Source organism: Mumia sp. zg.B17, assembly GCF_019550915.1.
In the GTDB taxonomy this organism is placed as follows: domain Bacteria; phylum Actinomycetota; class Actinomycetes; order Propionibacteriales; family Nocardioidaceae; genus Mumia.
The window spans coordinates 132,064-154,740 of record NZ_JAHWCI010000007.1 but is presented as its reverse complement, the minus strand read 5'-3'; the positions used below and the strand labels follow the sequence as shown (position 1 = coordinate 154,740).

At 70.3% G+C, this 22,677-nt stretch carries 26 protein-coding genes; 11 read left to right on the top strand and 15 right to left on the bottom strand.

The annotated features are described in order from the left end of the window. Window positions 1-6 precede the first annotated feature (6 nt). The 5 genes from glpX to KV097_RS12945 form a co-directional block, all read right to left on the bottom strand. Entirely contained in the window at window positions 7-1,044 is a 1,038-nt protein-coding gene (gene glpX / locus KV097_RS12965) for a class II fructose-bisphosphatase (RefSeq protein ID WP_220343812.1), read from the bottom strand. Window positions 1,045-1,124: 80 nt separating this feature from the next. Next, on the bottom strand, window positions 1,125-2,132 hold the full coding sequence (locus KV097_RS12960; protein WP_220366108.1) for an ABC transporter ATP-binding protein: 1,008 nt from the start codon (window positions 2,130-2,132) through the stop codon (window positions 1,125-1,127). Then, window positions 2,129-2,932 (bottom strand): ABC transporter permease, encoded by an 804-nt coding sequence (locus KV097_RS12955; protein WP_301022209.1) that lies wholly within the window; start codon window positions 2,930-2,932, stop codon window positions 2,129-2,131. Before KV097_RS12955 ends, KV097_RS12960 begins: the two co-directional genes overlap by 4 nt. Continuing rightward, window positions 2,929-3,693 (bottom strand): molybdate ABC transporter substrate-binding protein, encoded by a 765-nt coding sequence (modA, locus tag KV097_RS12950; protein ID WP_220366107.1) that lies wholly within the window; start codon window positions 3,691-3,693, stop codon window positions 2,929-2,931. The genes KV097_RS12955 and modA overlap by 4 nt, the downstream gene beginning before the upstream one ends. Continuing rightward, window positions 3,690-4,085, bottom strand: a complete 396-nt coding sequence (locus KV097_RS12945; RefSeq protein ID WP_220343815.1) for a molybdopterin-binding protein — start codon at window positions 4,083-4,085, stop codon at window positions 3,690-3,692. The genes modA and KV097_RS12945 overlap by 4 nt, the downstream gene beginning before the upstream one ends. 129 nt (window positions 4,086-4,214) lie before the next feature. Between KV097_RS12945 and KV097_RS12940 the strand changes: the two genes are divergently transcribed. Next, window positions 4,215-4,811 carry a DUF4245 domain-containing protein gene (locus KV097_RS12940; RefSeq protein WP_220346343.1) on the top strand — a complete coding sequence of 199 codons (597 nt, stop codon included), beginning with the start codon at window positions 4,215-4,217 and terminating at the stop codon, window positions 4,809-4,811. A gap of 7 nt (window positions 4,812-4,818) precedes the next feature. Here the strand turns inward: KV097_RS12940 and KV097_RS12935 are convergent, their stop codons facing one another. Together KV097_RS12935 and xseA are read right to left on the bottom strand one after the other, a co-directional pair. Further along, complete coding sequence (locus tag KV097_RS12935) at window positions 4,819-5,076, bottom strand: exodeoxyribonuclease VII small subunit (protein WP_220346344.1); 258 nt, start codon at window positions 5,074-5,076, stop codon at window positions 4,819-4,821. After that, window positions 5,076-6,317 carry an exodeoxyribonuclease VII large subunit gene (gene xseA / locus KV097_RS12930; protein ID WP_220346345.1) on the bottom strand — a complete coding sequence of 414 codons (1,242 nt, stop codon included), beginning with the start codon at window positions 6,315-6,317 and terminating at the stop codon, window positions 5,076-5,078. The genes KV097_RS12935 and xseA overlap by 1 nt, the downstream gene beginning before the upstream one ends. 106 nt (window positions 6,318-6,423) lie before the next feature. Here xseA and KV097_RS12925 point away from each other — a divergent pair, with 106 nt between their 5' ends. After that, complete coding sequence (locus KV097_RS12925) at window positions 6,424-7,398, top strand: 4-hydroxy-3-methylbut-2-enyl diphosphate reductase (RefSeq protein WP_220346601.1); 975 nt, start codon at window positions 6,424-6,426, stop codon at window positions 7,396-7,398. A 20-nt stretch (window positions 7,399-7,418) separates the two neighbouring features. On the opposite strand, the gene npdG is transcribed toward KV097_RS12925, so the two are convergent. Continuing rightward, the gene (gene npdG, locus KV097_RS12920; RefSeq protein WP_220343819.1) at window positions 7,419-8,102 is read right to left on the bottom strand and encodes an NADPH-dependent F420 reductase; all 684 of its coding nucleotides are present in this window, start codon (window positions 8,100-8,102) and stop codon (window positions 7,419-7,421) included. A gap of 80 nt (window positions 8,103-8,182) precedes the next feature. Between npdG and KV097_RS12915 the strand changes: the two genes are divergently transcribed. Beyond that, a complete protein-coding gene (locus KV097_RS12915; RefSeq protein WP_220366106.1) occupies window positions 8,183-10,708 on the top strand; it encodes a bifunctional FO biosynthesis protein CofGH in 2,526 nt (841 codons plus the stop codon). A gap of 127 nt (window positions 10,709-10,835) precedes the next feature. Further along, a complete protein-coding gene (locus KV097_RS12910) occupies window positions 10,836-11,216 on the top strand; it encodes an SHOCT domain-containing protein (protein WP_220343821.1) in 381 nt (126 codons plus the stop codon). Here KV097_RS12910 and KV097_RS12905 read toward each other — a convergent pair. Genes KV097_RS12905 through KV097_RS12895 form a run of 3 tightly spaced genes read right to left on the bottom strand, consistent with a single transcriptional unit; the run spans window position 11,209 to window position 14,143 of the window. Then, entirely contained in the window at window positions 11,209-11,682 is a 474-nt protein-coding gene (locus KV097_RS12905; protein WP_220366105.1) for a DUF6542 domain-containing protein, read from the bottom strand. The genes KV097_RS12910 and KV097_RS12905 overlap by 8 nt on opposite strands. Window positions 11,683-11,710: 28 nt before the next feature. Then, window positions 11,711-12,862 carry a DNA recombination protein RmuC gene (locus KV097_RS12900; protein ID WP_220366104.1) on the bottom strand — a complete coding sequence of 384 codons (1,152 nt, stop codon included), beginning with the start codon at window positions 12,860-12,862 and terminating at the stop codon, window positions 11,711-11,713. Between the two features lie 12 nt (window positions 12,863-12,874). Beyond that, entirely contained in the window at window positions 12,875-14,143 is a 1,269-nt protein-coding gene (locus tag KV097_RS12895; RefSeq protein WP_220366103.1) for an MFS transporter, read from the bottom strand. Window positions 14,144-14,199: 56 nt separating this feature from the next. Here KV097_RS12895 and KV097_RS12890 point away from each other — a divergent pair, with 56 nt between their 5' ends. From KV097_RS12890 to ychF, 3 genes are read left to right on the top strand one after another with little or no spacing between them, the layout of a single operon-like run. Further along, a complete protein-coding gene (locus tag KV097_RS12890; protein ID WP_220366102.1) occupies window positions 14,200-15,204 on the top strand; it encodes a DUF5937 family protein in 1,005 nt (334 codons plus the stop codon). After that, a complete protein-coding gene (locus tag KV097_RS12885; protein WP_220366101.1) occupies window positions 15,201-15,830 on the top strand; it encodes a GNAT family N-acetyltransferase in 630 nt (209 codons plus the stop codon). Before KV097_RS12890 ends, KV097_RS12885 begins: the two co-directional genes overlap by 4 nt. 6 nt (window positions 15,831-15,836) lie before the next feature. Then, window positions 15,837-16,913: a redox-regulated ATPase YchF gene (ychF, locus tag KV097_RS12880; RefSeq protein ID WP_220366100.1), complete on the top strand. Its 1,077-nt coding sequence runs from the start codon at window positions 15,837-15,839 to the stop codon at window positions 16,911-16,913. An 80-nt stretch (window positions 16,914-16,993) separates the two neighbouring features. Here ychF and KV097_RS12875 read toward each other — a convergent pair whose 3' ends face one another. Continuing rightward, window positions 16,994-17,833, bottom strand: coding sequence for an alpha/beta fold hydrolase (locus KV097_RS12875; RefSeq protein WP_220366099.1), 840 nt, complete (start codon window positions 17,831-17,833; stop codon window positions 16,994-16,996). A gap of 86 nt (window positions 17,834-17,919) precedes the next feature. Between KV097_RS12875 and KV097_RS12870 the strand changes: the two genes are divergently transcribed. Further along, a complete protein-coding gene (locus KV097_RS12870; protein WP_220366098.1) occupies window positions 17,920-18,546 on the top strand; it encodes a TetR/AcrR family transcriptional regulator in 627 nt (208 codons plus the stop codon). Window positions 18,547-18,799: 253 nt separating this feature from the next. Then, window positions 18,800-19,153, top strand: coding sequence for a DUF1801 domain-containing protein (locus KV097_RS12865; protein ID WP_220343830.1), 354 nt, complete (start codon window positions 18,800-18,802; stop codon window positions 19,151-19,153). 170 nt (window positions 19,154-19,323) lie between these two features. Here KV097_RS12865 and KV097_RS12860 read toward each other — a convergent pair whose 3' ends face one another. Next, window positions 19,324-20,190, bottom strand: coding sequence for an NAD(P)-binding domain-containing protein (locus KV097_RS12860; RefSeq protein ID WP_220366097.1), 867 nt, complete (start codon window positions 20,188-20,190; stop codon window positions 19,324-19,326). 71 nt (window positions 20,191-20,261) lie between these two features. Between KV097_RS12860 and KV097_RS12855 the strand changes: the two genes are divergently transcribed. Further along, window positions 20,262-20,645, top strand: coding sequence for a MerR family transcriptional regulator (locus KV097_RS12855; RefSeq protein WP_220343832.1), 384 nt, complete (start codon window positions 20,262-20,264; stop codon window positions 20,643-20,645). A 35-nt stretch (window positions 20,646-20,680) separates the two neighbouring features. Then, the gene (locus KV097_RS12850) at window positions 20,681-21,094 is read left to right on the top strand and encodes a GNAT family N-acetyltransferase (RefSeq protein WP_220366096.1); all 414 of its coding nucleotides are present in this window, start codon (window positions 20,681-20,683) and stop codon (window positions 21,092-21,094) included. A gap of 106 nt (window positions 21,095-21,200) precedes the next feature. Here the strand turns inward: KV097_RS12850 and KV097_RS12845 are convergent, their stop codons facing one another. After that, window positions 21,201-21,380: a hypothetical protein gene (locus KV097_RS12845; RefSeq protein WP_220366095.1), complete on the bottom strand. Its 180-nt coding sequence runs from the start codon at window positions 21,378-21,380 to the stop codon at window positions 21,201-21,203. Window positions 21,381-21,490: 110 nt separating this feature from the next. Further along, entirely contained in the window at window positions 21,491-22,510 is a 1,020-nt protein-coding gene (locus KV097_RS12840; protein WP_220366094.1) for a LacI family DNA-binding transcriptional regulator, read from the bottom strand. Window positions 22,511-22,677: the final 167 nt, after the last annotated feature.

Here is a 22,677-nt window from a genome sequence, read left to right as displayed (position 1 = left end):
GTCGGCTCAGCTCTCGTAGTCGATGGAGGCGTAGGCGCGGAGCTTCTCCATGCGGTGCTCCGAGATGATCTTGCGGTAGGTGCCCGATCGCGAGCGCATCACGAGGGACTCGGTGATCGCGGAGCCGGATCCGTAGCGGACTCCGCGCATCAGCTCGCCGTCGGTGATGCCGGTCGCGACGAAGAAGCAGTCGTCGCCCTTGACCAGGTCGTCGGTGGTGAGGATCGCGTCGACGTCCAGGCCGGCGTCGACCGCCTTCTGCCGCTCCTCGTCACCGGTCGGCCAGAGGGTGCCCTGGACCGCGCCGCCGAGCGCCTTCATCGCGCAGGCGGTGATGATGCCCTCCGGCGTACCGCCCACACCGGCGAGGATGTCGACGCCCGTGCCGGGGCGCGCGGCGTAGATCGAGCCTGCGACGTCGCCGTCGCTGATGAACTTGATGCGTGCGCCGGTCTTGCGGATCTCGTCGACGAGACCCTGGTGTCGCGGGCGGTCCAGCACGCACACCGTGACCGATGAGACGGAGAGGCTCTTGGCCTTGGCGACCAGCCGGATGTTCTCCGAGATGGGGAGCCGGATGTCGATCACGTCGGCGGCCTCGGGGCCGACCGCCAGCTTGTCCATGTAGAAGACGGCCGACGGATCGAACATCGCGCCGCGGGGAGCGACGGCGAGCACGGAGACCGCTCCGGGCATGCCCTTGGCCGCCAGCGTGGTGCCGTCGATCGGGTCCACCGCCACATCAGCCTCGGGTCCGGTGCCGTCACCGACCTCCTCGCCGTTGAACAGCATCGGGGCGTTGTCCTTCTCGCCCTCGCCGATCACGACGACGCCGCTCATGCCGACGGTGTTGATGAGGGATCGCATCGCGTTGACCGCGACACCGTCCGCGCCGTTCTTGTCACCCCGGCCGACCCAGCGGCCTGCCGCCATCGCCGCCGCCTCGGTCACGCGGACCAGGTCGAGGGCGAGGTTGCGGTCAGGCGCGGCCTTGGCGGGGGTGAGAGGGCCTGGCAGCTTGGATCCTTGCGCGCTGTCGGTCATGGCCGCATCCTACGTCCGAGTCGCTGCGGCCTCGGGGTCGGCGTTTTCGTGGGTGCCACCACAATTGCCGATCGGCGGCGTCAGTCCTCGAACGTCGTCACCTCGGTGGCCTTCACGCTCGCCCACACCGAGACCCCCTCGTGCAGGTCGAGATCGGCCACGGCCGCGCGGGTGACGTCGGCGAGGAGCGACACCTCGCCGCGCAGCTGGACGCGGACCGCGTCGCCGTGCGGGACGAGACCGGTGACCTCGAGCCGCCACACGTTGCGCGCGGACGTGACCGGCTCCTCCCCGTACAACGTGACGGCGGTCGGCGAGAACGTCCGGAAGGTGTCGCGCTCGCGCAGCAGGTTCATCCCCATCAGGTGCGCGACGTAGTCGGTGCGTGGGCGACGAGCGACCTCGTCGGGGGTCCCCGCCTGGGTGATCCGTCCCTCCTCGAGCACGGCGACGCGGTCGGCGAGGACGAACGCGTCGAGGGGGTCGTGTGACACGAGAACGGTCACGCCGCCGAAGTCGCGGACGTGCCGCCGCAGGAACGCCCGGACCTGCGCGGTGACCGCGACGTCGAGCGCGGAGGTCGGTTCGTCGAGCAGGAGGAGCCCTGGATCGCAGGCGAGCGCACGGACGATCGCGACCCGCTGTCGCTGGCCGCCGGACAGGCGCGTCGCCCGACGCCCGGCGAACTGAGCGAGGCCGCTCCGTTCGAGGGCCGCCGTGGCGCGTTCACGGGCTGGCCGTCGGCTCGTCGAGGGCGCGGAGGGGTGGTGGCGCAGGCCGAACGCGACGTTGTCGCGCACGGTGAGATGAGGGAAGAGCAGCGGATCCTGGAAGACCATCGTCAGGTCGCGCTCGGGGGTGGGGACCCGTACGCCGGTGGCGGCGTCCTCGAGAACGGTGCCGCCGAGAGCGACGCGGCCCGAATCGAGATCGCTCAGTCCTGCGAGCGCGCGCAGGACGCTGCTCTTGCCGGCTCCGTTCGGACCGACCAGGGCGAGAACCTCCCCGGGTGCGACCTGCAGCGTGACGTCGATGGTGAGCGCGCCACGGCGCAGGACGAGACGTGCGTCGAGACCCTTCTCGGTCATGTGCGCCCTGCCCACGAACCGCGCAGGCCGACCAGCACCGCGACGCTGATCGCCAGCAGGATGACGCTCAGCATGATCGCCGTGTCGGGGTCGGACTGCATCGCGCCGTAGATCTCCAGCGGCATCGTGCGGGTCACGCCAGGGACGCTGCCGGCGAAGGTGATCGTGGCACCGAACTCGCCGAGTGCCCGCGCCCACGCGAGCGCGGCGCCCGCGGCGATCCCCGGCCCGGCGAGCGGCAGCGTGACGCGCCAGAACGTCACCAGACGGCGCGCGCCGAGGGTGGCGGCGACCTCGTCGTACCGGGGATCAGCCGTACGGAGTGCGCCCTCCACGGCCATCACGAGGAACGGCATTGCGACGAAGGCCTGCGCCAGCACGACGGCGGCGGTGGTGAACGGCACCGTGATCCCGAACGCGTCGTCGAGCCACTGCCCGAGGACGCCCCGCCGCCCGAACACCATCAGCAGGGCGACGCCACCGACCACCGGCGGGAGGACCAGCGGGACACTCACCAGCGCCCGGACAAGACCTCGCCCGCGGAAGGTCGTACGGGCGAGCACCCACGCCAGAGGCACCCCGAGCACGAGGCACACGGCCGTGGCGATCGTCGAGGTCAGCAGGCTCAGGCGCAGCGCGTCGAGGATCTCCGGCTCGCCGAGGCGCTCGACGAACGTCCCCCAGGGGGCCCGCAGCAGCAGTCCTCCGAGGGGGAGGAGCAGGAGGAGGAGGCCGACGACGGACGGGACGACGAGCGTGACCGGCACCCGTCCGAGGGCGGCACCGCCCTGCCTGGTCACGCGGCTGGCCCGAACCCGTGCCGCGCGAGGACCTTCTGCCCCTGCTCGCTGACGATGAGGTCGACCCAGTCGACAGCGAGCTCGGTGGCCTGCGAGTCGACGAGGACCACGATCGGATCGACGTTGACGACCTCCGAGGCGTTCTGCGCCTCGACGGTCTCGACCTTGTCGCCGGCGGCCTGGGCGTCGGAGCGGTAGACCAGTCCGGCGTCGACCTCGCCGAGGGTCACCTTGGCGAGGACGCCCTTCACGTTCTGCTCCTCGGTCGTCGGCTTCGCGGTGCTGCCGTCGAGGGCGAGGAGCCGCTGGGCGGCATCACCGCACGGTGCTTGCGGTACGCAGACGGCGAACGTCGCCCGGCCCAGGTCCCGCACGCCGCGGACGTCGCCGGGGTTGCCGGGCGGGGTGGCGATGACGAGTGTGTTGCTCGCGAAGAGCACCGGGTCACCGTCGGCGGCGTCCGCGTCGACGACCTTGCGCATCGTCGTCTCGTCGGCGGTCGCGAGGACGTCGGCGGGCGCACCCTGGATGACCTGTTCAGCGAGAACAGCTGAGGAGTCGTACGACAGCCGGACGTCCACCCCGTCGTGCTCCCGCTCGAACACCGTCTCCAGGTCGTCGAAGGCCTCGGTGAGCGACGACGCTGCCAGGACGGTGAGCGTACGGTCCTGCATCCCGCAGCCGTCGTCTGCGCCGCCGCAGGCGGTGGCAGCCATCAACGCGAAGAGGGCGGCCGACAGGAGGAGCGGCGAACGGCTCACGGGCCGACCTCCACGGTGACGTTGGTCGCCTTCACCCCGGCGACTGCGACCACGCCGACCTCCAGGCCCAGGTCGCGGACCGCCTCGGCACTGATCAGGGAGACGACCCTGAAGGGACCGCAGCACATCTCGACCTGCGCCATCACCGTGTCGGCGACCACCTTGGTGACGATGCCGCGGAACTGGTTGCGAGCGCTGCGGGCACGGGACCGGCTGGTCTCGTCGCCGTCCGCCAGGGCGACTGCGAGGGCCGCGAGGTCGTGACCGTCCACGGCCGCCGCGCCTGAGGGCGTCCGGCTCGGGGTGAACCGGCCCTGGTCGCCCCAGCGGCGCACGGTGTCGTCGCTGACGCCGAGCAGGTCGGCAGCCTCGGAGTAGCGATACGCAGGCACGTCAGAAACCTAGCGCATCATCCGCAGGTGCGTCTGACAATGGTAAGCCAAGGCCGCATCTGCGGACGCCGTCGTACGCCCCGTCGGCGTGCCGGAGCCCGCGCTGGGCGGGCCTGGGAGAATGGCACCGTGAGCAGCACCGACCCGTCCCCGACTCCTCCGGCGGCACCCGGCAGGCCTGTGGACCAGACTCCTCCAGCGAAGCCGCCCTCGTCGCGCGGCAACCCGGCGTTCTCCGACATCGCGCGATCCATGCTGGTGATCGGGGCGATCGTGATCGGGCTCTTCGTCGTGGGTCAGTTCTTCATGGGCTACACACCAGAGGAGCGTCCGGCCGTCGCGTACGAGGAGACGGTGGAGGGAGTGCGCAAGTCCGCGCCGTTCCCCGTCTACGCGCCGACCTCCCTGCCTGACGGGTGGCGCGCCAACGGCGTCACGTACGAGCCGGGGCGCGACGGCCGCTGGCATCTCGGGGTGCTCACCGACGGCGACCGCTACATCGGCCTGGAGCAGGAGATCGACTCGGTCCCACGCATGGTCGAACGGTATGCGTCCGGCGCCACGCAGAAGGACGACGTCGAGGTCGCGGGCAAGACCTGGCAGCTCTGGACGGGCGACGGCGAGACTGCCTTCGTCCGCGAGGAGGGCGAGATGACCCTCCTCGTCGGAGGGCCTGCGCCGCGCACGGACATCGAGCGCTATCTGGAGCTGCTGACGACGGAGTGACCGCGCGTCACTCCGTGGTGTCGGTCCCGTCACGTCGCTGCGCCGCCTGGTCCTGCGCGCGCTGCAGGCGAGCACGGGCCCCGTCGAGCCACTGCTGACAGATCGCCGCCAGCTCCTCGCCGCGCTCCCAGAGCGCGAGCGACTCCTCGAGGGTCGTGCCACCCGTCTCCAGCTTGCCGACGACCTCCGCGAGCTCCTCGCGGGCCTGCTCGTAGGGGATCGCAGGTGCGGCGGACGGGGTGTCGCCGGCGGGTGTGTCGGGCATCAGGACTCCTCGTCGAGGTCGGCGTGCGGCGCGGGCGCCGTGGACAGCGTACGGAGGCGGGCGTGGCCGTCGACGACTCGGAGCGTGACCTCGTCGTCGGGCGACAGCTGGTCGATGGACGTGACGACGCTGCCGTCCGGCGCCTGGGCGACGGCGTAGCCGCGCTCGAGGGTCCGCAGCGGTGAGAGCGACCGCACACGCGCAAGCTGTCCGGCGACCTCGTGGTGGGAGAGGTCGAGCCGGTGTCCCAGCGAGCGGCGGGCCCGAGCGCACAGGTCCTCGACGCGGGCGGTCTGCTCGTCGATGAGGGTGCTCGGGCGCGCGAGGACGGGCCGGCTGCGGATCGCGTCGAGTCCGTGCTGCTCACGTCCGAGCCGCTGATCGACCGCGTACCAGGCGCGGCGCCGCAGCTGGGTGAGGTGATGGAGCTCGTCGGCCACGGCAGGCACGACGCGCTTCGCGGCATCGGTCGGTGTCGAGGCACGCACGTCGGCCACGTAGTCGAGCAGCGGCGTGTCGGGCTCGTGTCCGATCGCGCTCACCACCGGCGTACGGGCTGCGGAGACGGCGCGCACCAGGCCTTCGTCGGAGAAGGGCAGGAGATCCTCGACGGAGCCACCCCCACGCGCGATGACGATCACGTCGACGGTCTCGTCCGCGTCGAGCTCGCGCAGGGCGGTGATGACCTGCGCCGCGGCTTGGTTGCCCTGCATCAGGGCATAGGTGGTGACGAACTCGACCCCCGGCCAGCGCAGGCGCGCGTTCTCGAGGATGTCGTGCTCCGCGGCCGACCCCTTGCCCGTGATGAGCCCGATCCGGTGCGGGAGAAACGGCAGCGGCCGCTTGCGGGCGACGTCGAACAGTCCCTCGGCGGCGAGCAGCTGACGGCGCTGCTCGATGCGGGCGAGCAGCTCACCCATGCCGACCGGGCGGATGTCGCGGGCGTTGAGCGACAGCGAGCCGTTGGTCGGATAGAAGTCGGGCCGTGCGTGGACGACGACCCGGGCGCCCTCCGTGATCGGCGTCGAGGACCGGTCGAGCACCACACGGCGGCAGGTGACCGACATGGAGATCTTGGCGTCGAGGTCGCGCAGCGTGAGGAAGCAGACCCCTTGGCGTCGCGTCAGCTGGGCGACCTCGCCCTCGATCCACTGGGCCCCGAGGCGCGCGATGTAGTCGCCCATCAGCTGGGAGATCACACGCAGCGGCGCGGGGGAGTCAGGGCTGGTCTCGAGGGCCATGCCGCCACCCTAGGTGCTCCGGCCGACAGCAGGACGCGACGCCGTCGGAGGCTGTGGAGGGCTCCCCTACGATGGAGCCATGGCTTCGGACTCCGTGACTCTCGGCATGCCCACCCTCGGAGCAGACCGTGACCTTCTGCTCGCCGCGCCGCGTGGCTACTGCGCCGGCGTCGACCGCGCCGTGATCACCGTGGAGAAGGCGCTCGACCTGTACGGTGCTCCCGTCTACGTCCGCAAGCAGATCGTCCACAACAAGCACGTCGTGCAGACCCTCGAGGACCGTGGGGCGGTGTTCGTCGAGGAGCTCGACGAGGTCCCGGCCGGTTCGACGGTGGTGTTCTCCGCGCACGGTGTCTCACCGGCCGTCCACGACGACGCCCAGGCTCGCGGGCTGAAGACGATCGACGCGACCTGCCCGCTGGTCACCAAGGTGCACCACGAGGCCAGGCGGTTCGCCCGTGAGGACTACCGGATCCTGCTGATCGGGCACGCCGGTCACGAGGAGGTCGAAGGCACCTCCGGCGAGGCCCCGGAGGCGATCACGCTCGTGGAGACCGTCGCCGACGTCGAGGCACTGTCCTTCCCCGCCGGCACCAAGCTGTCCTGGCTGTCGCAAACCACGCTCAGCGTGGACGAGACGATGGACATCGTCGACGCGCTGCGGGACAAGTTCCCTCAGCTGGAGGACCCGCCGAGCGACGACATCTGCTACGCCACCCAGAACCGGCAGCTCGCGGTCAAGGAGATCTCGGAGGGCTCCGACCTGATGATCGTGGTCGGCTCCGCGAACTCGTCCAACTCGGTCCGGCTCGTCGAGGTCGCGCTCGAGGCCGGCGCCAAGGCGTCGTACCGGATCGACGACGTGAGCGAGATGCGCGAGGAGTGGCTCGAGGGTGTCGAGAAGGTCGGCGTGACGTCCGGCGCGTCGGTGCCGGAGGAGCTCGTCGAGGGCGTGCTGTCGTACCTCAACGACCGCGGCTTCCCGACCGCGACAGCCGTGCACACCGCGGAGGAGAGCCTCATCTTCGCGCTTCCTCCGGAGCTTCGCCGCGACCTCCGCAAGGCCGGCCAGCCCGTCTGACCCCGACGGGACCTCAGCCCTCAGGCGCGGGCGTCGTCCGGCAGGCCGGCCAGGTGCAGGCCCGAGCGGACCTTGTAGCGCTTGTTCACGTTGATCAGGACCGCGGTGAACGGCTCGAGCTGACGGGCGATCCGCAGGGCCCCCGCGTCGATGCCGCGGTGCCCGGTGACCGTACGCGCGAGGTCGGCGACCAGGTCCTTGGCCTCCGCGTCGTCCCCGCACACCAGCACGTCCTCGTGCGACAGCGGATCGGGCGTCTTCCACAGCGACAGGGCGGCCAGGTGGTGGAACGCGCCGACGACCCGCGCTCCCGGCACGGCCTTCTGCGTCCCCTCGGCGGCCGACTCGGCCAGCGTGAGGCCGTACGGGCCGGCGGCGTCGAAGCCGAGAGGGTTCACGCAGCTGATCACGATCTTGGCGTCGAGAGCCGGTGCCAGGTCGGCGACGAGCGCGTCGTACCCGTCCCACGGCACGGCGAGCACCACGACGTCCGCCGCGGCGGCCGCGTCGGCGTTGGTGGCGCCGTCGAGTCGTACGGTCGCGCCGTTGTCAGCGGCGCGGGTCGAGATCTCCTCGGCCTTCTCGGCGGCGCGCTCGGCCGATCGCGACCCGATGACGACCGTGTGGCCGGCGAGTGCGAAACGGTACGCGAGCCCGCGGCCCTGCGGGCCGGTCCCGCCGACGACGGCGATGTGATGAGTCATGACGTCCTTCGATCCGGGTGTGTTCGGCAGCACGACGCATCGTCTCACGCACGGCGGGAGACGATTACGATAAGGCGATCATGACGAGCGACCGCGAGATCCGACGGGCGCTGACCCGCGCCGAGGCTGGGAAGTCCCTCGACCACGCGGAGACGGTAGCGCTCGCTTCCTCCCGCGGCGACGACCTCGTGCGCCTGAGTGACGTCGCGTCGCGCGTGCGTGACGCGGCCATGGTCGCGGCTGGGCGTCCCGGCGTCGTCACGTACTCGCGCAAGGTCTTCGTCCCGGTCACGCGGCTGTGCCGCGACCGGTGCCACTACTGCACGTTCGCGACCACGCCGAACCGTGTCGACGCGCCGTTCCTGTCGCCGGACCAGATCCTCGCCATCGCCGCGCAGGGCGCGGCGCAGGGGTGCAAGGAAGCGCTCTTCACCCTCGGCGACCGCCCGGAGGACCGCTGGCCCCAGGCTGCCGAGTGGCTGCACGAGCACGGGTACGACGACACGCTCTCGTACGTGCGCGCGATGGCGATCCGCGTCCTCGAGGAGACGGGGTTGCTCCCGCACCTCAACCCCGGCGTGATGTCGTGGGCGGAGCTCCAGCGGCTCAAGCCGGTCGCGCCGTCGATGGGCATGATGCTCGAGACCACCGCGACACGGCTGTGGTCGGAGCCCGGTCAGCCGCACTACGCCTCGCCGGACAAGGACCCGGCCGTGCGCCTCCGGGTCCTGGAGGACGCGGGTCGCATCGGCATCCCGTTCACCACCGGGATCCTCGTCGGCATCGGGGAGACCGTGGAGGAGCGTGTCGACGCGCTGTTCGAGCTGCGGCGGCTCTCGCGCACCTACGGCGGGATCCAGGAGGTGATCGTCCAGAACTTCCGCGCCAAGGACGACACGGCGATGCGCAACGAGCCCGATCTGGGGGTCGAGGAATACCTCGCCACGCTGGCGACCGCACGGATCGTGCTGGGTCCGGGGGTCACGTTGCAGGCCCCGCCCAACCTCTCCGACCCCGACTCGATCGCCCCGCTGCTCGCGGCGGGCGTCGACGACTGGGGTGGCGTGTCCCCGGTGACGCCCGACCACGTCAACCCCGAGCGCCCGTGGCCGCAGATCGACGACCTCGCGACCTGGACCGCGCAGTCGGGCCTGACCCTGGCCGAGCGACTGACGGTGCACCCGCGGTTCGTGCGCGAGACGTTGTCGGGGGAGCGCCCGTGGTTCGACAGCCGGTTGATCCCGCATGTGTCCGCTCTCGCGGATCCTGACGGGCTCGCCGACGCCGGAGCGCCGGTCGTGGGTCGGCCCTGGCAGGACCCCGAGACACCTCCGGAGGCGAGCGGCCGTACGGAGCTGCACACCGAGATCGACACGGTCGGCCGGAGTGCGGACCGACGCAGCGACTTCGCGGGTGTCTACGGCGACTGGGAGGAGGTGCGCGAGCACGCGTCCCGGACCTCCGAACCCCTTGGTCTGCCGTCGGTCCCCGAGCGACTCGACTCCGACGTCCGTACGGCCCTGGCGCGCGCCTCTGAGGAGCCCGCGGGCCTCTCCGACGGGGACTACCTCGCCCTCATGACCGCCGAGGGCCCGGCGCTGGACGCGGTCTGCCGTCTCGCCGACGACCTGCGGCGCGACGCGGTCGGCGACGAGGTGACCTACGTCGTCAACCGGAACATCAACTTCACCAACGTCTGTTATGTCGGATGCCGGTTCTGTGCGTTCGCTCAGCGAAAGTCCGACGCCGACGCCTACACGCTCTCTCTGGAGCAGATCGGAGACCGCGTCCGCGATGCGACCGCGCTCGGCGCGAGCGAGATCTGCCTCCAGGGCGGCATCTCACCCGACCTGGGACCCTCGGCCTACGCCGACATCGTTCGCGCGGTGAAGGCGGCGTCGCCGGACGTCCACGTCCACGCGTTCAGCCCGATGGAGATCGTCACTGCGGCGGCGAAGGCGGGCCGTTCGATCCGCGAGTGGCTGACGGAGCTGCGGGAGGCGGGGCTCGACACGATCCCCGGCACCGCGGCGGAGATCCTCGACGACGACGTCCGTTGGGTGCTGACCAAGGGCAAGCTGCCGGCGGCGCAGTGGATCGAGGTCGTCGAGACCGCGCACAGCCTCGGCATCCGGTCGAGCTCGACGATGATGTACGGCCACGTCGACAACCCCCGGCACTGGGTCGGGCACCTGCGCACCCTCGCGGAGGTGCAGGAGCGCTCGGGCGGGTTCACGGAGTTCGTCGCGCTGCCGTTCATCCACACCAACGCGCCGATCTATCTCGCCGGCGTCGCCCGTCCGGGGCCCACGCTGCGCGACAACCGGGCTGTCCACGCCCTCGCGCGAATCATGCTGCACGGGCGGATCCACAACATCCAGACCTCGTGGGTCAAGCTCGGTGTGGACGGCACGCGGCAGATGCTGCGCGGCGGTGCGAACGACCTCGGCGGCACGCTGATGGAGGAGACGATCAGCCGCATGGCGGGGTCGCAGCACGGCTCGGCCAAGACGGTCCACGAGCTCCGGGTGATCGCCGAGGGGATCGGCCGACCCGTTCGTGAGCGGCGTACGGACTACCCCCACCAGCAGGAGACCGCGGCCTGACGGCGGCCTGACGGCGGCACCACCGGAATCACCCCTCCCGGGCGATGCTGGTGACGTCCGTCCGGCGAGACAGTTCTGCTGGAGCGCATGGGCGCGCCGAGGCACCGCATGACGGAAAGGGTCGCGCATGGACGACTTCTGGGACTTCTTCTGGCTCCTGGTCTGGAGCTTCTTCTTCGTGGCGTACCTGATCCTGCTCTTCCAGATCTTGACCGACCTCTTCCGTGACCATCATCTGAGCGGTTGGTTGAAGGCAGTGTGGGTGATCTTCTTGATCATCTTCCCGTTCCTGACGGCGCTGGTGTATCTGATCGCCCGCGGCGGAGGCATGGCTGAGCGGCAGGCGGCGGCGTTGCGGGCGGCCAAGGCCGAGACCGATCAGTACATCCAGCAGACCGCAGGCCACGCGAGTCCGGCGCACCAGATCGAGACGGCGAAAGCACTGCTGGACTCGGGGACGATCAGCCAGGCGGAGTTCGACCAGCTCAAGGCCAAAGCGCTCAGCTGAGCGCTCGTCCGAGCGAGGCTCGGCGCCAGCCCACGATGCCGACGGCGGCGCCGAGCCCGGCCACGAGTGCGACCGCGTGCTGCACGACCGCGATCACGACGAGCTGCACGAGCGAGGCGTCGGGTGGCGTGCCCGGCTCGTCGAGGGCGCTCGGACGGGCGATCGCCGCCACGGCCATCACGCTCACGAGGACGAGCGGCGGCGCGACCATCGGGGCGTAGAGCGCTTGCCGCGAGGCGGCAAGGGCGTTCGTGGCCGAGACGAGCACGAACATCACGTCGAAGAACCAGCCGAGGCGCCCGGTCGTGAGGATCTCGAGCCAGGCGGTGGCGAAAGCTGCCACGACGGCGACGACCACCACGCCACGCGCGGACAGGTCGTGCTGGGCGGCGCGCGCTGTCCACGCCTTGCGGTGGCGTGGCGGCCGCCGACCAGGACCGCGGGAGAGCCGTGCCCACTGCTGCACGTCTCCACGCTATGGCGTGGTGGCTCGATCAGCCCGTACGGCGCGCCGTGCCGAGGCCGCTATCGCCGTCCTCGGCGCGCTCGACCTCAGCGGACGTGATCTCCTCGACGATGCGGTCGACCAGCTCCGGCGCCTGGACGGGACGAGCCAGGCTCTCGACCGGCTCGGGCGTCGGCAGGTCGGCGTCGGGTGCGTGGAGCTCCGACATCCGACGCGCCGTGACGAGGACCCGCGTCTCCAGCGACCCGACGGCGCCGTTGTAGGCACCCACCGCCGCATCGAGGCTGCGCCCGACCTTGCCGAAGTGCTTGCCCAGGGTGCCGAGACGCTCGTACAGCTCGCGCGCGAGGGTGTGGACCTCCCGTGCCTGGTCGGCGATCTGCGCCTGGGTCCAGGCGTAGCCGACGGTGCGCAGCAGCGCGATCAGCGTCGTAGGGGTCGCCAGCACGACGCGCTTGGCGGCGGCGTCCTCCAGGATCGACGGGTCGGTGTCGAGCGCGGCGGACAGGAACGCCTCACCGGGCACGAAGAGCACCACGAACTCCGGCGCGGTGGTGAACTGCCGCCAGTAGGCCTTGGCCGACAGACCGTCGACGTGAGTCCGGAGCTGACGCGCGTGCCGCCGGAGGTGAGCGGCGTACTCGTCCTCGTCATCGGCCTCGGTGGCGTCGAGGAAGGCGTCGAGCGGGACCTTGGAGTCGACCACGACGTGCTTGTCGCCGGCCAGGTGCACGACCATGTCGGGGCGCAGCGCGGCTCCGCCGTCACGGACCGTGGTCTGGAGGTCGAAGTCGACGCGATCGACCATGCCTGCGAGCTCGGCGGCCCGCTGCAGGTGCATCTCGCCCCACCTGCCGCGGACCTGCGGCTTGCGGAGCGCCGTCGACAGCGAGGCGGTCTCGCGTCGCAGGGACTCGCTCGTCGTGCGGACCTGCTCGACCTGCTCCCGGAGCTGGCTCTGCCACGAGACCCGTCCCGCCTCGATCTCGCGGAGCCGGGTGTCGAAGCGGTCGAGGCTCTCCTTGACCGGACCCACGGCCTGCGCCGTCGCGTGCGCGGACAGCTGCACGTGGTCGACGGTGGCGGCATCGTGCCGGCGCAGCACGCCGCTGCCGAGCAGCACTCCGACGGCGAGGCCGGCGAGCAGGGCGAGCAGGGCGACGAGGAGCAGGCTGGGCATGGGGTCAGCGTCTCAGCGGTCACTGACAGTTCTGCTGTCGGCGGCACCCTCCCGTTCGGTCACCGCGCGTCGGGCGACCCACGCCGCCCCTGTCCCCGCCGCCGCCAGGAGCCCGCCCAGGACGAGCCACCCCGCCGTGCCGTGCTCGATCGCCGTCGCGGTCACCAGGATCGGCGACACCATGGCCGCGACCGCGTAGCCCGTCTGCGTCAGTCCCTGGTACGCCCCCGCTCGACGCGTGTCGGCGAGCCCGAACGCCATGCCCCAGCCGCCCGCCTCGCCGAGGACCTCGCCCCACCCGTGCACGAGAGCCGCGACGACGAGCAGCGCGCACGCGGTCACGACGTCGCCGTATCCCGCGGCGGCGTAAGCGACGCACGCCGCAGCGAGCAGCCACGACCCGTGCCGTACCGCGATGCCTGCCCTGCGAATGTCGTGCGTGCCCCGCGACACCCGAACCTGCAGCACCGCGACGACCACCGTGTTGAGCACGAGCAGCACCGAGACCATCGCGGTCGGTGCGGCGGTGGTCGCGATCCACAACGGGACGCCGATCGTCTGGAGTCCGAAGTGCATGGCGACGACGGCGTTGAGGCCGACGCTGGTGACGTACGTGCGGTCGCGCCAGGGCGACGGGCCGCGGGCCGGCTGCCCGGCGTCGGTCGGCACCCGAGAGGCCTCGGTCATCGTCACCGCCAGTGCCGGGACCGCGTACGGGAGCCGGACGACCGGAACAGCGGCCACGAGCAGGAGGACGCCCGCCGCGAGCATCGCGGCCCGGTACGCGGCTGCGGTGTCGACGACGAGGGCCGCCGCTGCGGTGACGGTGCCGAGTCCGATGCACACGTTGGTGACCACGCGCATCCGCGCCCTGAGGGTGACCCTGTCGGGTCCGACGTACCAGCGCGCGATGATCGCCTGCTTCGCCGATCCCTGCACCGAGCGCGCGCCGACCGCGACGCAGGCGACGAGGACGAAGACGAGCGCGTCCGCGGCGAAGGTGTACGCGAGCATGGCCAGGCCGTTGAGCGTCATCGCCCACGACTGCACGTGGTGGGCGCCGACCGGGTCTGACAACCAGCCCCCCGCGTACGAGGCGACGACCCCGACGCCTCCGGCGATGCCCAGCCCGAGCCCGACGGTGGTGGCCTCCAGACCGATCACGCGGGTGAAGTAGAGCGCGCTCACGGTGTAGAAGACGCCGCTCGACAGGGAGTGTGCCGCCGTGCTCAGGGTGAGAGCCCGGGCGACCCGGTCGTGCGGCAAGAACGTCTCGATCACGGGGTCAGTTCTCGCCGATCGCGCGGGGAGCACGAAGAGATATAGCGTAGGGCTTCATGGTCGGCCTTCTCGAGTACGAGCTGGACGGCAGGGATCTGGGCGATGTCCGCTTCGCGATCTCGCCGATCAACGAGCTGGCACTGTCGCTGCGCACGTTCCGGGAACCCGGTCGCTTCCCCGTCCACCTTCCGTGGCTCCGCGAGACGCAGGACGCCCGCGACCGGCTCGACACGACGATGCTTCGCGCGCTCAGCAACGACGCACTGTCGACACCGGACTTCCTCAGCCCGCGGCCGCACAGCCCTCTGACCCGCATCGACACCGAGCTGCAGGCGCTGGCGAGGGTGGAGGACGAGCGCCTGGGTGCCGACCTCCGCGCGGTCCACCCGGACGGTCTCCCGTACCCGCTTCGGGGGTCCGCGGTGGCGGTCCGCAGCCGCATGCTGCGTGCGCTGCGGGCGTACTGGGACTCTTGCTTCGCGCCGTGGTGGCCTCGGATGCGCGGCGTTCTGCAGGCCGACATCGTGCACTGTGGTCGTGTCGCGGCCGCAGAGGGCGTCGGCGCGATGCTCGGAGGGATCAGCGACCGCGTCTGCCTCGACGGCGACGTCGTACGGGTCCGCCTGACGTCGCCCTTGCGGATTCGTCGAGGCACTCGCGGCGAGGGCCTGACGCTCGTGCCGAGCCTGTTCACCAGGGGAGCGACGGTGCCGATCGGCGAGGACGAGCCGCCGATGATCCTCTACGGCGCCCGTGGATCTGGCGCTCTCTGGCAGGTCGAGCCACGCCGCTCGCCGGCGGTGCTCGGCGACCTGCTCGGGGCGACACGTGCTGGTCTTCTCACCGCGCTCGAGGTGCCGGCCTCGTCGACGGAGCTGGCCGGTCGGCTGGGAGTGACGACCCCTGCGGTCAACCAGCACCTGCGGGCGATGCGGGACGCCGGGCTGCTCACGAGCGCGCGGCACGGACGGTCGGTTCTCTATCTCCGGTCGGAGCTCGGTGACGCGCTCGTCGCCGGGGGAGGACGGATGTCGGCCGAGGATGGTACGAACGGAGTATGACCGATCAGCCGACGCGCGCCACCCTGCCGTCTGCGTGGCCGCTCCCGATCGAGACTGACCGCCTGCGGCTGCGCCCGTACGCGCACGGCGACGCGCCGCGGGTGCTCGACATCCACAGCCGGCTCGACGTCATCCGGTGGCTCGGCGACCCTCCGTTCACGCCGATGGCGTCGCTCGACGAGGCCCGCGCCTGGATCGACGACCTCAACGAGCTGGCCGAGGCCCACCCGGGCTGTATCGGTCTGGCTGCCGAGGTGCGCGACACCGGAGTCGTCGCGGGCACGGTGATGATCACGCCGTGCCCCAACAGCGACCCGCCGGACCTCCAGGTCGGCTGGCACCTCCACCCGGACTCGACCGGTCGCGGCTACGCGACGGAGGGGGCGCGGGCGCTGCTCGACGCGGCGTACGCGCACTTCGACGGCTCCGCGCCGGACCGGCCGCTGCTCGACGAGGTGTGGTGCGGGATGTATCCCGACAACCACGGCTCCGCGGGAGTCGCCGTACGCCTCGGGCTCGAGGACCTCGGCATCCTGAAGGACCCGTGGTACGAGGGTGACAGCCACCTGTTCCGTACGACGCGAGACCACTGGACGGCGGCGCGTCGCGGCCGCCCCGTACGCTAGTTCCTCGTGGCACTCAGCATCGGCATCGTCGGACTCCCCAACGCGGGCAAGTCGACCCTCTTCAACGCTCTGACCAAGAACGACGTCCTCGCGGCGAACTACCCGTTCGCGACGATCGAGCCCAACGTCGGCGTGGTGGGGGTCCCCGACCCGCGCCTCGACGAGCTCGCCAAGATCTTCGGCTCCGAGCGGATCCTCCCGGCGACCGTTCAGTTCGTCGACATCGCCGGCATCGTGCGTGGCGCGTCCGAGGGTGAGGGACTCGGCAACAAGTTCCTGAGCCACATCCGCGAGTCCGACGCCATCTGCCAGGTCACGCGTGTGTTCCGTGACCCCGACGTCACTCACGTCGACGGCAAGGTCTCGCCGAGCGACGACATCGAGACCATCCGCACCGAGCTGATCCTCGCCGACCTTCAGACGATCGAGAATGCGCTCCCGCGGCTGGAGAAGGACGCCAAGAAGGACAAGGACGTCGCCGTGGTCGCCGAGGCGGTCAGGGAGGCGCGTACGCACCTCGAGGCAGGCACCGGCGTGTTCTCCGCCGGCCTCGATCCCGAGCCGCTGCGCGAGCTGCACCTCCTGTCGGCAAAGCCGCAGCTGTTCGTCTTCAACTGCGACTCCGACGAGCTCGGGGACGAGGAGCTCAAGCAGCGGATGCGCGACATCGTCGCGCCCGCCGAGGCCGTCTTCCTCGACGCGAAGTTCGAGGCCGAGCTGGTCGAGCTCGACGACGACGAGGAGGCTCGCGAGATGCTCGCCGAGATGGGCATCGACGAGCCAGGACTCGACCTGCTGGCGCGCGTCGGCTTCGAGACCCTCGGGCTGCAGACCTACCTCACCGCCGGGCCGAAGGAGGCTCGCGCCTGGACCATCAAGAAGGGCGCGACCGCGCCCGAGGCGGCCGGCGTGATCCACACCGACTTCCAGCGTGGCTTCATCAAGGCAGAGATCGTGTCGTACGACGACCTCGTGGCCGCCGGCTCGATGGCCGCGGCGAAGTCGGCGGGCAAGGTCCGCATGGAGGGCAAGGACTACGTCATGCAGGACGGCGACGTGGTGGAGTTCCGCTTCAACGTGTGAATCGGTGCGTTTGTGCGCAGTCCGCGCGAACTCGTGCCAGAGGTAGCCGCTGCGCGCTGAAGGCCGAGACCGTCAGTCCTTCAGGAACTACCGCCGGGGCGAGGGTCGCGGGATCGTGCTGTCTCCTCGCCGGGACGCAGGTGGCGCACCAGGCTCGGTAGGAGCACCTTCTCCGAGACCATGTGATCCTGTCCGGCCAGCGTTTCACGAGTGGCGCCTGGGATGCTCGCCTGCAGAGCGTCGGCGACACGGTGCAGCTCCTCGGGGCTGCGTTCGCCGACCATCACGTGTGTGGGCACGCGCACCGTGGCGGCGACGTCCAACGGTGGCGGTGCCGCGGTGAGGGACATGTCGTAGCGGAGCGTGGGTGCGAGCGCGACGAGCCGACGCCACCCCGGCATGAAGGGCAGCAGCGTAGCGAAGAACCTCGGCATGCCGATGCCGACGAGGAAGCGCTTGATAGCGGCCGCGTCGCGTCCTTGGTCGAGAAGGGCCTCCACGCCGGCGCACACCGTCGCGTAGCGATCGGCCCCAGCCTGGTCGGCGACCCAGGACGCGTCGTAGAGAACGACCCCCTGCACCTTCGGTGCGAGCCTGTGGGCCGCGTGCAGAGCCAGCACCGCTCCCGACGAGTGGCCGTAGATGAACGATCGTCCTCCCATCGTGTCGATGAGCGCCTCGAGATCCTCGACTTCACGGTCGAGCGACCACGGCGCTGTGTCGGTCGAGTCGCCGCGTCCGCGCCGGTCGTAGGACAACACCCGGAAGGACCGGGACAACACCGAGGCGCCCTTCTGGACGGGGCGGAACGTCCGGTGGCAGATGGCCCCGGTCACGTAGACGAGCGGCGGGCCTTCGCCGTTCACCTCGTAGGCAAGCCTGGTGCCGTCACGCGAGATGGTGGTGCTGACACCTGTCATGGTCGCCCCCTCGTAAGTTTCTGGACTGGTGCGTCTAGAATTAAGAAGTTAGACTGGTGGGTGTGATAAGTCAAGGGTCAGCCGGGATGCGCCCGAGCTCGGCGGCGAAACGGCGAGCCATCCTGGCAGCCGCGGAGGAGGCCTTCCTCGCCGCCCACTACGAGAGCGTGACCATGGACGATCTCGCTCGTTCCTCCGGAGTCTCGAAGCAGACCGTGTACGCGCACTTCGGCACCAAGGAGCAGCTCTTCATCGAGCTCGTCACCTCGATGACCCGGCTGGCAGCCGACGACGTGCACCAGGTCGACGCTCTCCCGATCGAGTCGGCCGACCGCATCGCGCCGGTGCTCGAGTCGATACTGAGCCGGCAGCTGGAGGCGGTATTGCAGCCGCGCATGCTCAGGCTGCGCCGGTTGGTGATCGGTGAAGTCCCGCGATTCCCCGAGCTGGCGCGGGCCGTGTTCGAGCATGGCCCCCAGCGGGCTGTCGCCGTGCTTGCCCAGATCCTGTCCGACCTCGACGCCCGCGATCTCTTGTCCGTGCCCGATCCGACAACGGCCGCCACCCAGCTCAACTGGCTGGTCATGGGCGCCCCGGTCAACGACGCCATGTTCCTGGGGGACGACGCCATCCCGTCGACACCCGCCCAACGAGACCATGTGAGGGCCGCCGTCGCCACGTTTCTGTCCTCGGCCCGCCGGTCAGCCGAGTGACATGGATGCCTCGAGAGAAGTGCTGCCGCTGCGCTGAGCGTCGGGCGAGATCGCTGACGGTGGTGTGATCTGTCTGCGGTCCGATACCCTGACCTCGGTGGTACGCCACCGACGACGCTTCCACGTGGCAAGGCCACGTGAATCATCGCGGAGAGGCCTGAGCAGCTCAGGACATGTCCGGATGGGGTGCGGCGCATTCGCGCCGACTTCATTCCGCCGGTGCTCGACATCGGCTGACGAGAGAGGACATGACGTGACGTCGAAGGACGAGAAGAATCTGGCACAGGTGGTCGACAAGATCTCGAAGATGGACGAGCCGAGGCGGTCAACCATGCAGCGTGTGCACGACATCATCATGACTGCGGCCCCCGCGCTGAAGCCACGGATCTGGTACGGAATGCCCGCCTACGCGACGTCGGCGAGCACGCCCGCGCTCGTGACGCTGCGCAACGACGAACGCTTGAATCTCGCGATCACCGAGAAGTCGGCCTTCCGAGCCGCAGGCGGCGCGGACGGGCTGTTGATGCCGGCTGCGTGGTTCTTCGAGACCGTGGACGACGACACGGAGAAGCGCATCGCCGAGATCGTCCGCTCGGTGGTCGACTGAGCGCCGCGTGAGCGTCTTCCGTCCCCACCCTGAGTGAGGTCGGTCGCGCCTCGTCCCGCGGCTAGGGCCTGGGCCACTGTCGGGGCGAGGCGTGACGCCTGTTCGTGACGGAACTCGGTGGACCTCCGCTTCAACGTCTCGCGAGCCCCACGCCGTGGAGTGGGGCTCGATCATCTCGATGTTGCGCGCGGTTGCGCGAACTGCTCGACCAAGACGGGATAGCTGCTCCCCGCCTGGCCGGCGGTGATTGCGCGATCCACCAGCGCCTTGAAGAGCCTCGGCATCTCCGCGTTGACGCCCAGCCTCTCGCTCTCCTCAATGAGGTGGGTCATTGCGCCCGCGTGGGTGTCGACCGTCGCGTCGTCGGGTGGGTAGGTGCCAGCGTCCACCTGGTCGGCATAGCCCGCCAGCCACCCGATGGTTTCCTGCGCGATCTGCGCCGCGAACGGTGTGTAGGTGGACGCGTCGACACCGGCGGTGCCGAGCAGAGCCACTCCATGGAGCCAGGCGTTCAGGACACCCCACATCATGCTCAGGCCGGCGACGTCGTATAGAGCAGACAAGCCGTGGTCCTCACCGAGGTAGGCGGTGGTGCCGAGCGCGTCGAAGGTGGACTGGTGCGTGGTGAACGCGGTCTCGGGGCCGCTCAGCAGGATCACCGCCGCGGCGGTGCCGATGGCCGGCGGGACGGCCATGATGGCGCCGTCGAGGTAGGCCGCTCCCCGTTCCTCGGTCCACCGAGCCATCTCCTGCGCCTGCGCCGAGTCGCCCGACGTCAGGTTGACGAGGACTCGACCACGGAGTCCGTCGGCAACCGGGGTGAGCACCTGCTGGAGCGACGCGTAGTCGGAGACGCACGTGATGATCACCGGGCTCGCGTTCACCGCCGAGCCGGCTGAGTCGGCGAGCAGGGCGCCCTGAGCCACCAGCCGCTCTGCTTTGGCCGCCGTGCGGTTCCACACGGTCGTCCGGTGTCCCGCTCCGAGCAGCGCGCCCGCCAGCGCCGTGCCCATGAGTCCGAGGCCGATGAGTGTCACGTCAGAATTCGTAGGGGAAGTCATACGTGCATGCTGAACGTTGAGACCGGTGTGAAGGTCAAGGGGGAACTGTGCATATCGGAGAGCTGAGCCGTCGGACCGAGGTCAACGCCCATCAGCTGAGGTACTACGAGGCCCAAGGACTGCTGGAGCCGGGCCGCAACGGGGCCGGATACCGGGTGTACGGCCCGGCGGACGTCGTCACGGTGAAGCAGATCCGGCACCTCCTCGAGGCGGGACTGTCGACCGAGGACATCGCCTACCTGCTGCCGTGTGCAGTCGGGGAGGCGCCCGAGCTCGTCGGCTGTCCGGAGCTGCTGGCGGCCATGCGGACCCGGTTGGGCCGCCTGGACGACCAGGTCGACGCGTTGACTCGTTCTCGGGAGGCGTTGGCGCACTACATCGACGAAGCCGCACGGGCCGGTGACGAGAGCCGGCATGGGGTGGCGCAGTGACAGGGCTGGCACCTGGATACTCGCTCTGTGCGGGAGTGCCCAGCACGGCCGACTACCTGCGGCTGCGGAACGATGCCGGCCTTACGCCGCGCACCGTGGAGCAGGCAGAACGAGCCTTGCCCGGCAGCTGGTCCGCATGCCATGTCATCGACAGCGGTGGCGGAACAGTGGGAATGGGGCGGCTCATCAGTGACGGTGGCTGGTACTTCCACGTGGTCGACATGGCCGTGCTGCCTGCTCACCAGCGGCGGGGTGTCGGGAACGCGGTGCTCACCTGGTTGCTCGACCAGGTACGGGACGGGGCGCCGCCGGGTGCCTTCGTCTCGCTCATGGCCGACCCGCCAGGGAGACGTCTCTACACGCGACTGGGCTTCACCGAGGATCGGGATCTGTCGATCGGTATGGCCCTGTGGTTGGGACGCGAAGCGGAAACCGATCGGTCGGTGTGACTCGTCGAGAATCCGGCCACCCGACGGCACCTGTCTTGGATCGTGGAGAAGCGCGGCGGTATGACGCTCTCATTGCGGTATGAACACGCTCGGGCCGTTGACGTGGCTAACTTGCATCACTATCGAGGTTCGTCAAGGCCGCGATCCAGACACCGGCGAGCACACCGATGAATCCGATCGTGTCACCCACCTTGGCATCGGACCGTTGGACCACGATCACCCCGACGATCGCGAGCACGAAGGCCGCGCTGAGTGCCATCACTTGGGTGCGAGAGAGCCCATCCATGACCCGGACTGTCCCACAACCATGAGAACGAGCCGCTGCCGGGGCCGCTTGGTCGAGCCGATCACCGCACGTGGGCTCGGGCAGAGGGGATCCACCGTCGCACGCAGTGTTCAGGCGGGTGGTGCGGTCGAACCCCGTACGACCAAGGACGTCGCGAGCTGCACCGGAGGGGAGACGCGGGAGCCGTCGCGGGCACCCTCGACGGCCGCCTGCATCGCCATGCGCCCCATCTGGGTGAGGGGTTGGCGGACGGTCGTGAGCTGGGGTGAGGCCGCGTGCGCGGCGAAGGTGTCGTCGAACCCGACGACCGAGAGGTCGTCGGGAACGCGCAGGCCGACCTGGCGCGCGGCCTCGAGCACGCCGAGAGCCACGGCATCGCTGGCCGTGAAGATGGCGGTCGGGCGGTCGGTGTCGCGAAGCAGTGTCGTACATCCGAGGCCGTCGTCGTAGTCGAACGTCCCGGGGACGACCGGGGCGGCGTTCGGGTCGAGGCCGGCCGTCTCGATGGCGCTGCGGAATCCCGCCAACCGCTCGTTGGCCGGCGTGGACGTCGGCTCTCCACCGACGTAGGCGAGACGGGTGTGTCCGAGCGAGAGGAGGTGCTCGGTGGCCTGCACGCCGCCCATCCAGTTGGTCGCGCCGACGCTCATCACGCCGTCAGGTGCCGCAGCCACCGGGTCGACGACGATCAGGGGAGTCCCGCGGCGGCGGCAGGCAGCGACGTGGTCGTCGGAGAGCGGGTTGGTCACGAGGATGAAGGCCTGGGCGCCGCGCGCCTGGGCCTGCCGGATCCAGGCCGGCGAGCCTGGCGCGAAGCGGTCGTCGGCGACGTTGCCGAACTCGTTGACGATGACGATGGCGTCTCGGACCTGCGCTTCGGCGAGCAGACCGTCGAGCACCGTCGCCGAGTAGGCGTTGGCGAGGCGGTCGAACACGACCCACACCTGGGTGGTGCCGGGAGCAGGGGCGCGGACCGCAGGCACGTACCCGAGCTCGTCGGCCGCCGTGGTGACGCGTGTCCTCGTCTCGGGGGCAACGTCGGCGCGGTCGTTGAAGACCTTGGAGGCGGTCGCCTTCGAGACGCCCGCCCGGGTGGCGACCTGCCCCAAGGTCACGTGCGTCTCGGCCATGCGTGCACCGTACGGGATTCGAAACGTTTCGTCCACGATCCGCGCGAGAACAGCGAGAGATCCAGCGGTGGGTCACGCCCGACTTCCACCTCTTGTGTCGTGCATCACATCCGGTCTATGGTCATCTCAACCGAAACCGCCCGAAACGTTTCGGCACGGAGAGGAAG

Coding starts and splice junctions, on each gene's coding strand:
- KV097_RS12925 (WP_220346601.1), top strand. CDS start 6,424: ATGCCCACCCTCGGAGCAGACCGTGACCTTCTGCTCGCCGCGCCGCGT.
- KV097_RS12885 (WP_220366101.1), top strand. CDS start 15,201: ATGACCGATCAGCCGACGCGCGCCACCCTGCCGTCTGCGTGGCCGCTC.
- KV097_RS12875 (WP_220366099.1), bottom strand. CDS start 17,833: ATGACAGGTGTCAGCACCACCATCTCGCGTGACGGCACCAGGCTTGCC.
- npdG (WP_220343819.1), bottom strand. CDS start 8,102: ATGACTCATCACATCGCCGTCGTCGGCGGGACCGGCCCGCAGGGCCGC.
- KV097_RS12910 (WP_220343821.1), top strand. CDS start 10,836: ATGGACGACTTCTGGGACTTCTTCTGGCTCCTGGTCTGGAGCTTCTTC.
- KV097_RS12870 (WP_220366098.1), top strand. CDS start 17,920: ATGCGCCCGAGCTCGGCGGCGAAACGGCGAGCCATCCTGGCAGCCGCG.
- KV097_RS12890 (WP_220366102.1), top strand. CDS start 14,200: ATGGTCGGCCTTCTCGAGTACGAGCTGGACGGCAGGGATCTGGGCGAT.
- KV097_RS12900 (WP_220366104.1), bottom strand. CDS start 12,862: ATGCCCAGCCTGCTCCTCGTCGCCCTGCTCGCCCTGCTCGCCGGCCTC.
- xseA (WP_220346345.1), bottom strand. CDS start 6,317: ATGGCCCTCGAGACCAGCCCTGACTCCCCCGCGCCGCTGCGTGTGATC.
- KV097_RS12960 (WP_220366108.1), bottom strand. CDS start 2,132: ATGACCGAGAAGGGTCTCGACGCACGTCTCGTCCTGCGCCGTGGCGCG.
- KV097_RS12845 (WP_220366095.1), bottom strand. CDS start 21,380: ATGGATGGGCTCTCTCGCACCCAAGTGATGGCACTCAGCGCGGCCTTC.
- KV097_RS12935 (WP_220346344.1), bottom strand. CDS start 5,076: ATGCCCGACACACCCGCCGGCGACACCCCGTCCGCCGCACCTGCGATC.
- glpX (WP_220343812.1), bottom strand. CDS start 1,044: ATGACCGACAGCGCGCAAGGATCCAAGCTGCCAGGCCCTCTCACCCCC.
- KV097_RS12840 (WP_220366094.1), bottom strand. CDS start 22,510: ATGGCCGAGACGCACGTGACCTTGGGGCAGGTCGCCACCCGGGCGGGC.
- KV097_RS12915 (WP_220366106.1), top strand. CDS start 8,183: ATGACGAGCGACCGCGAGATCCGACGGGCGCTGACCCGCGCCGAGGCT.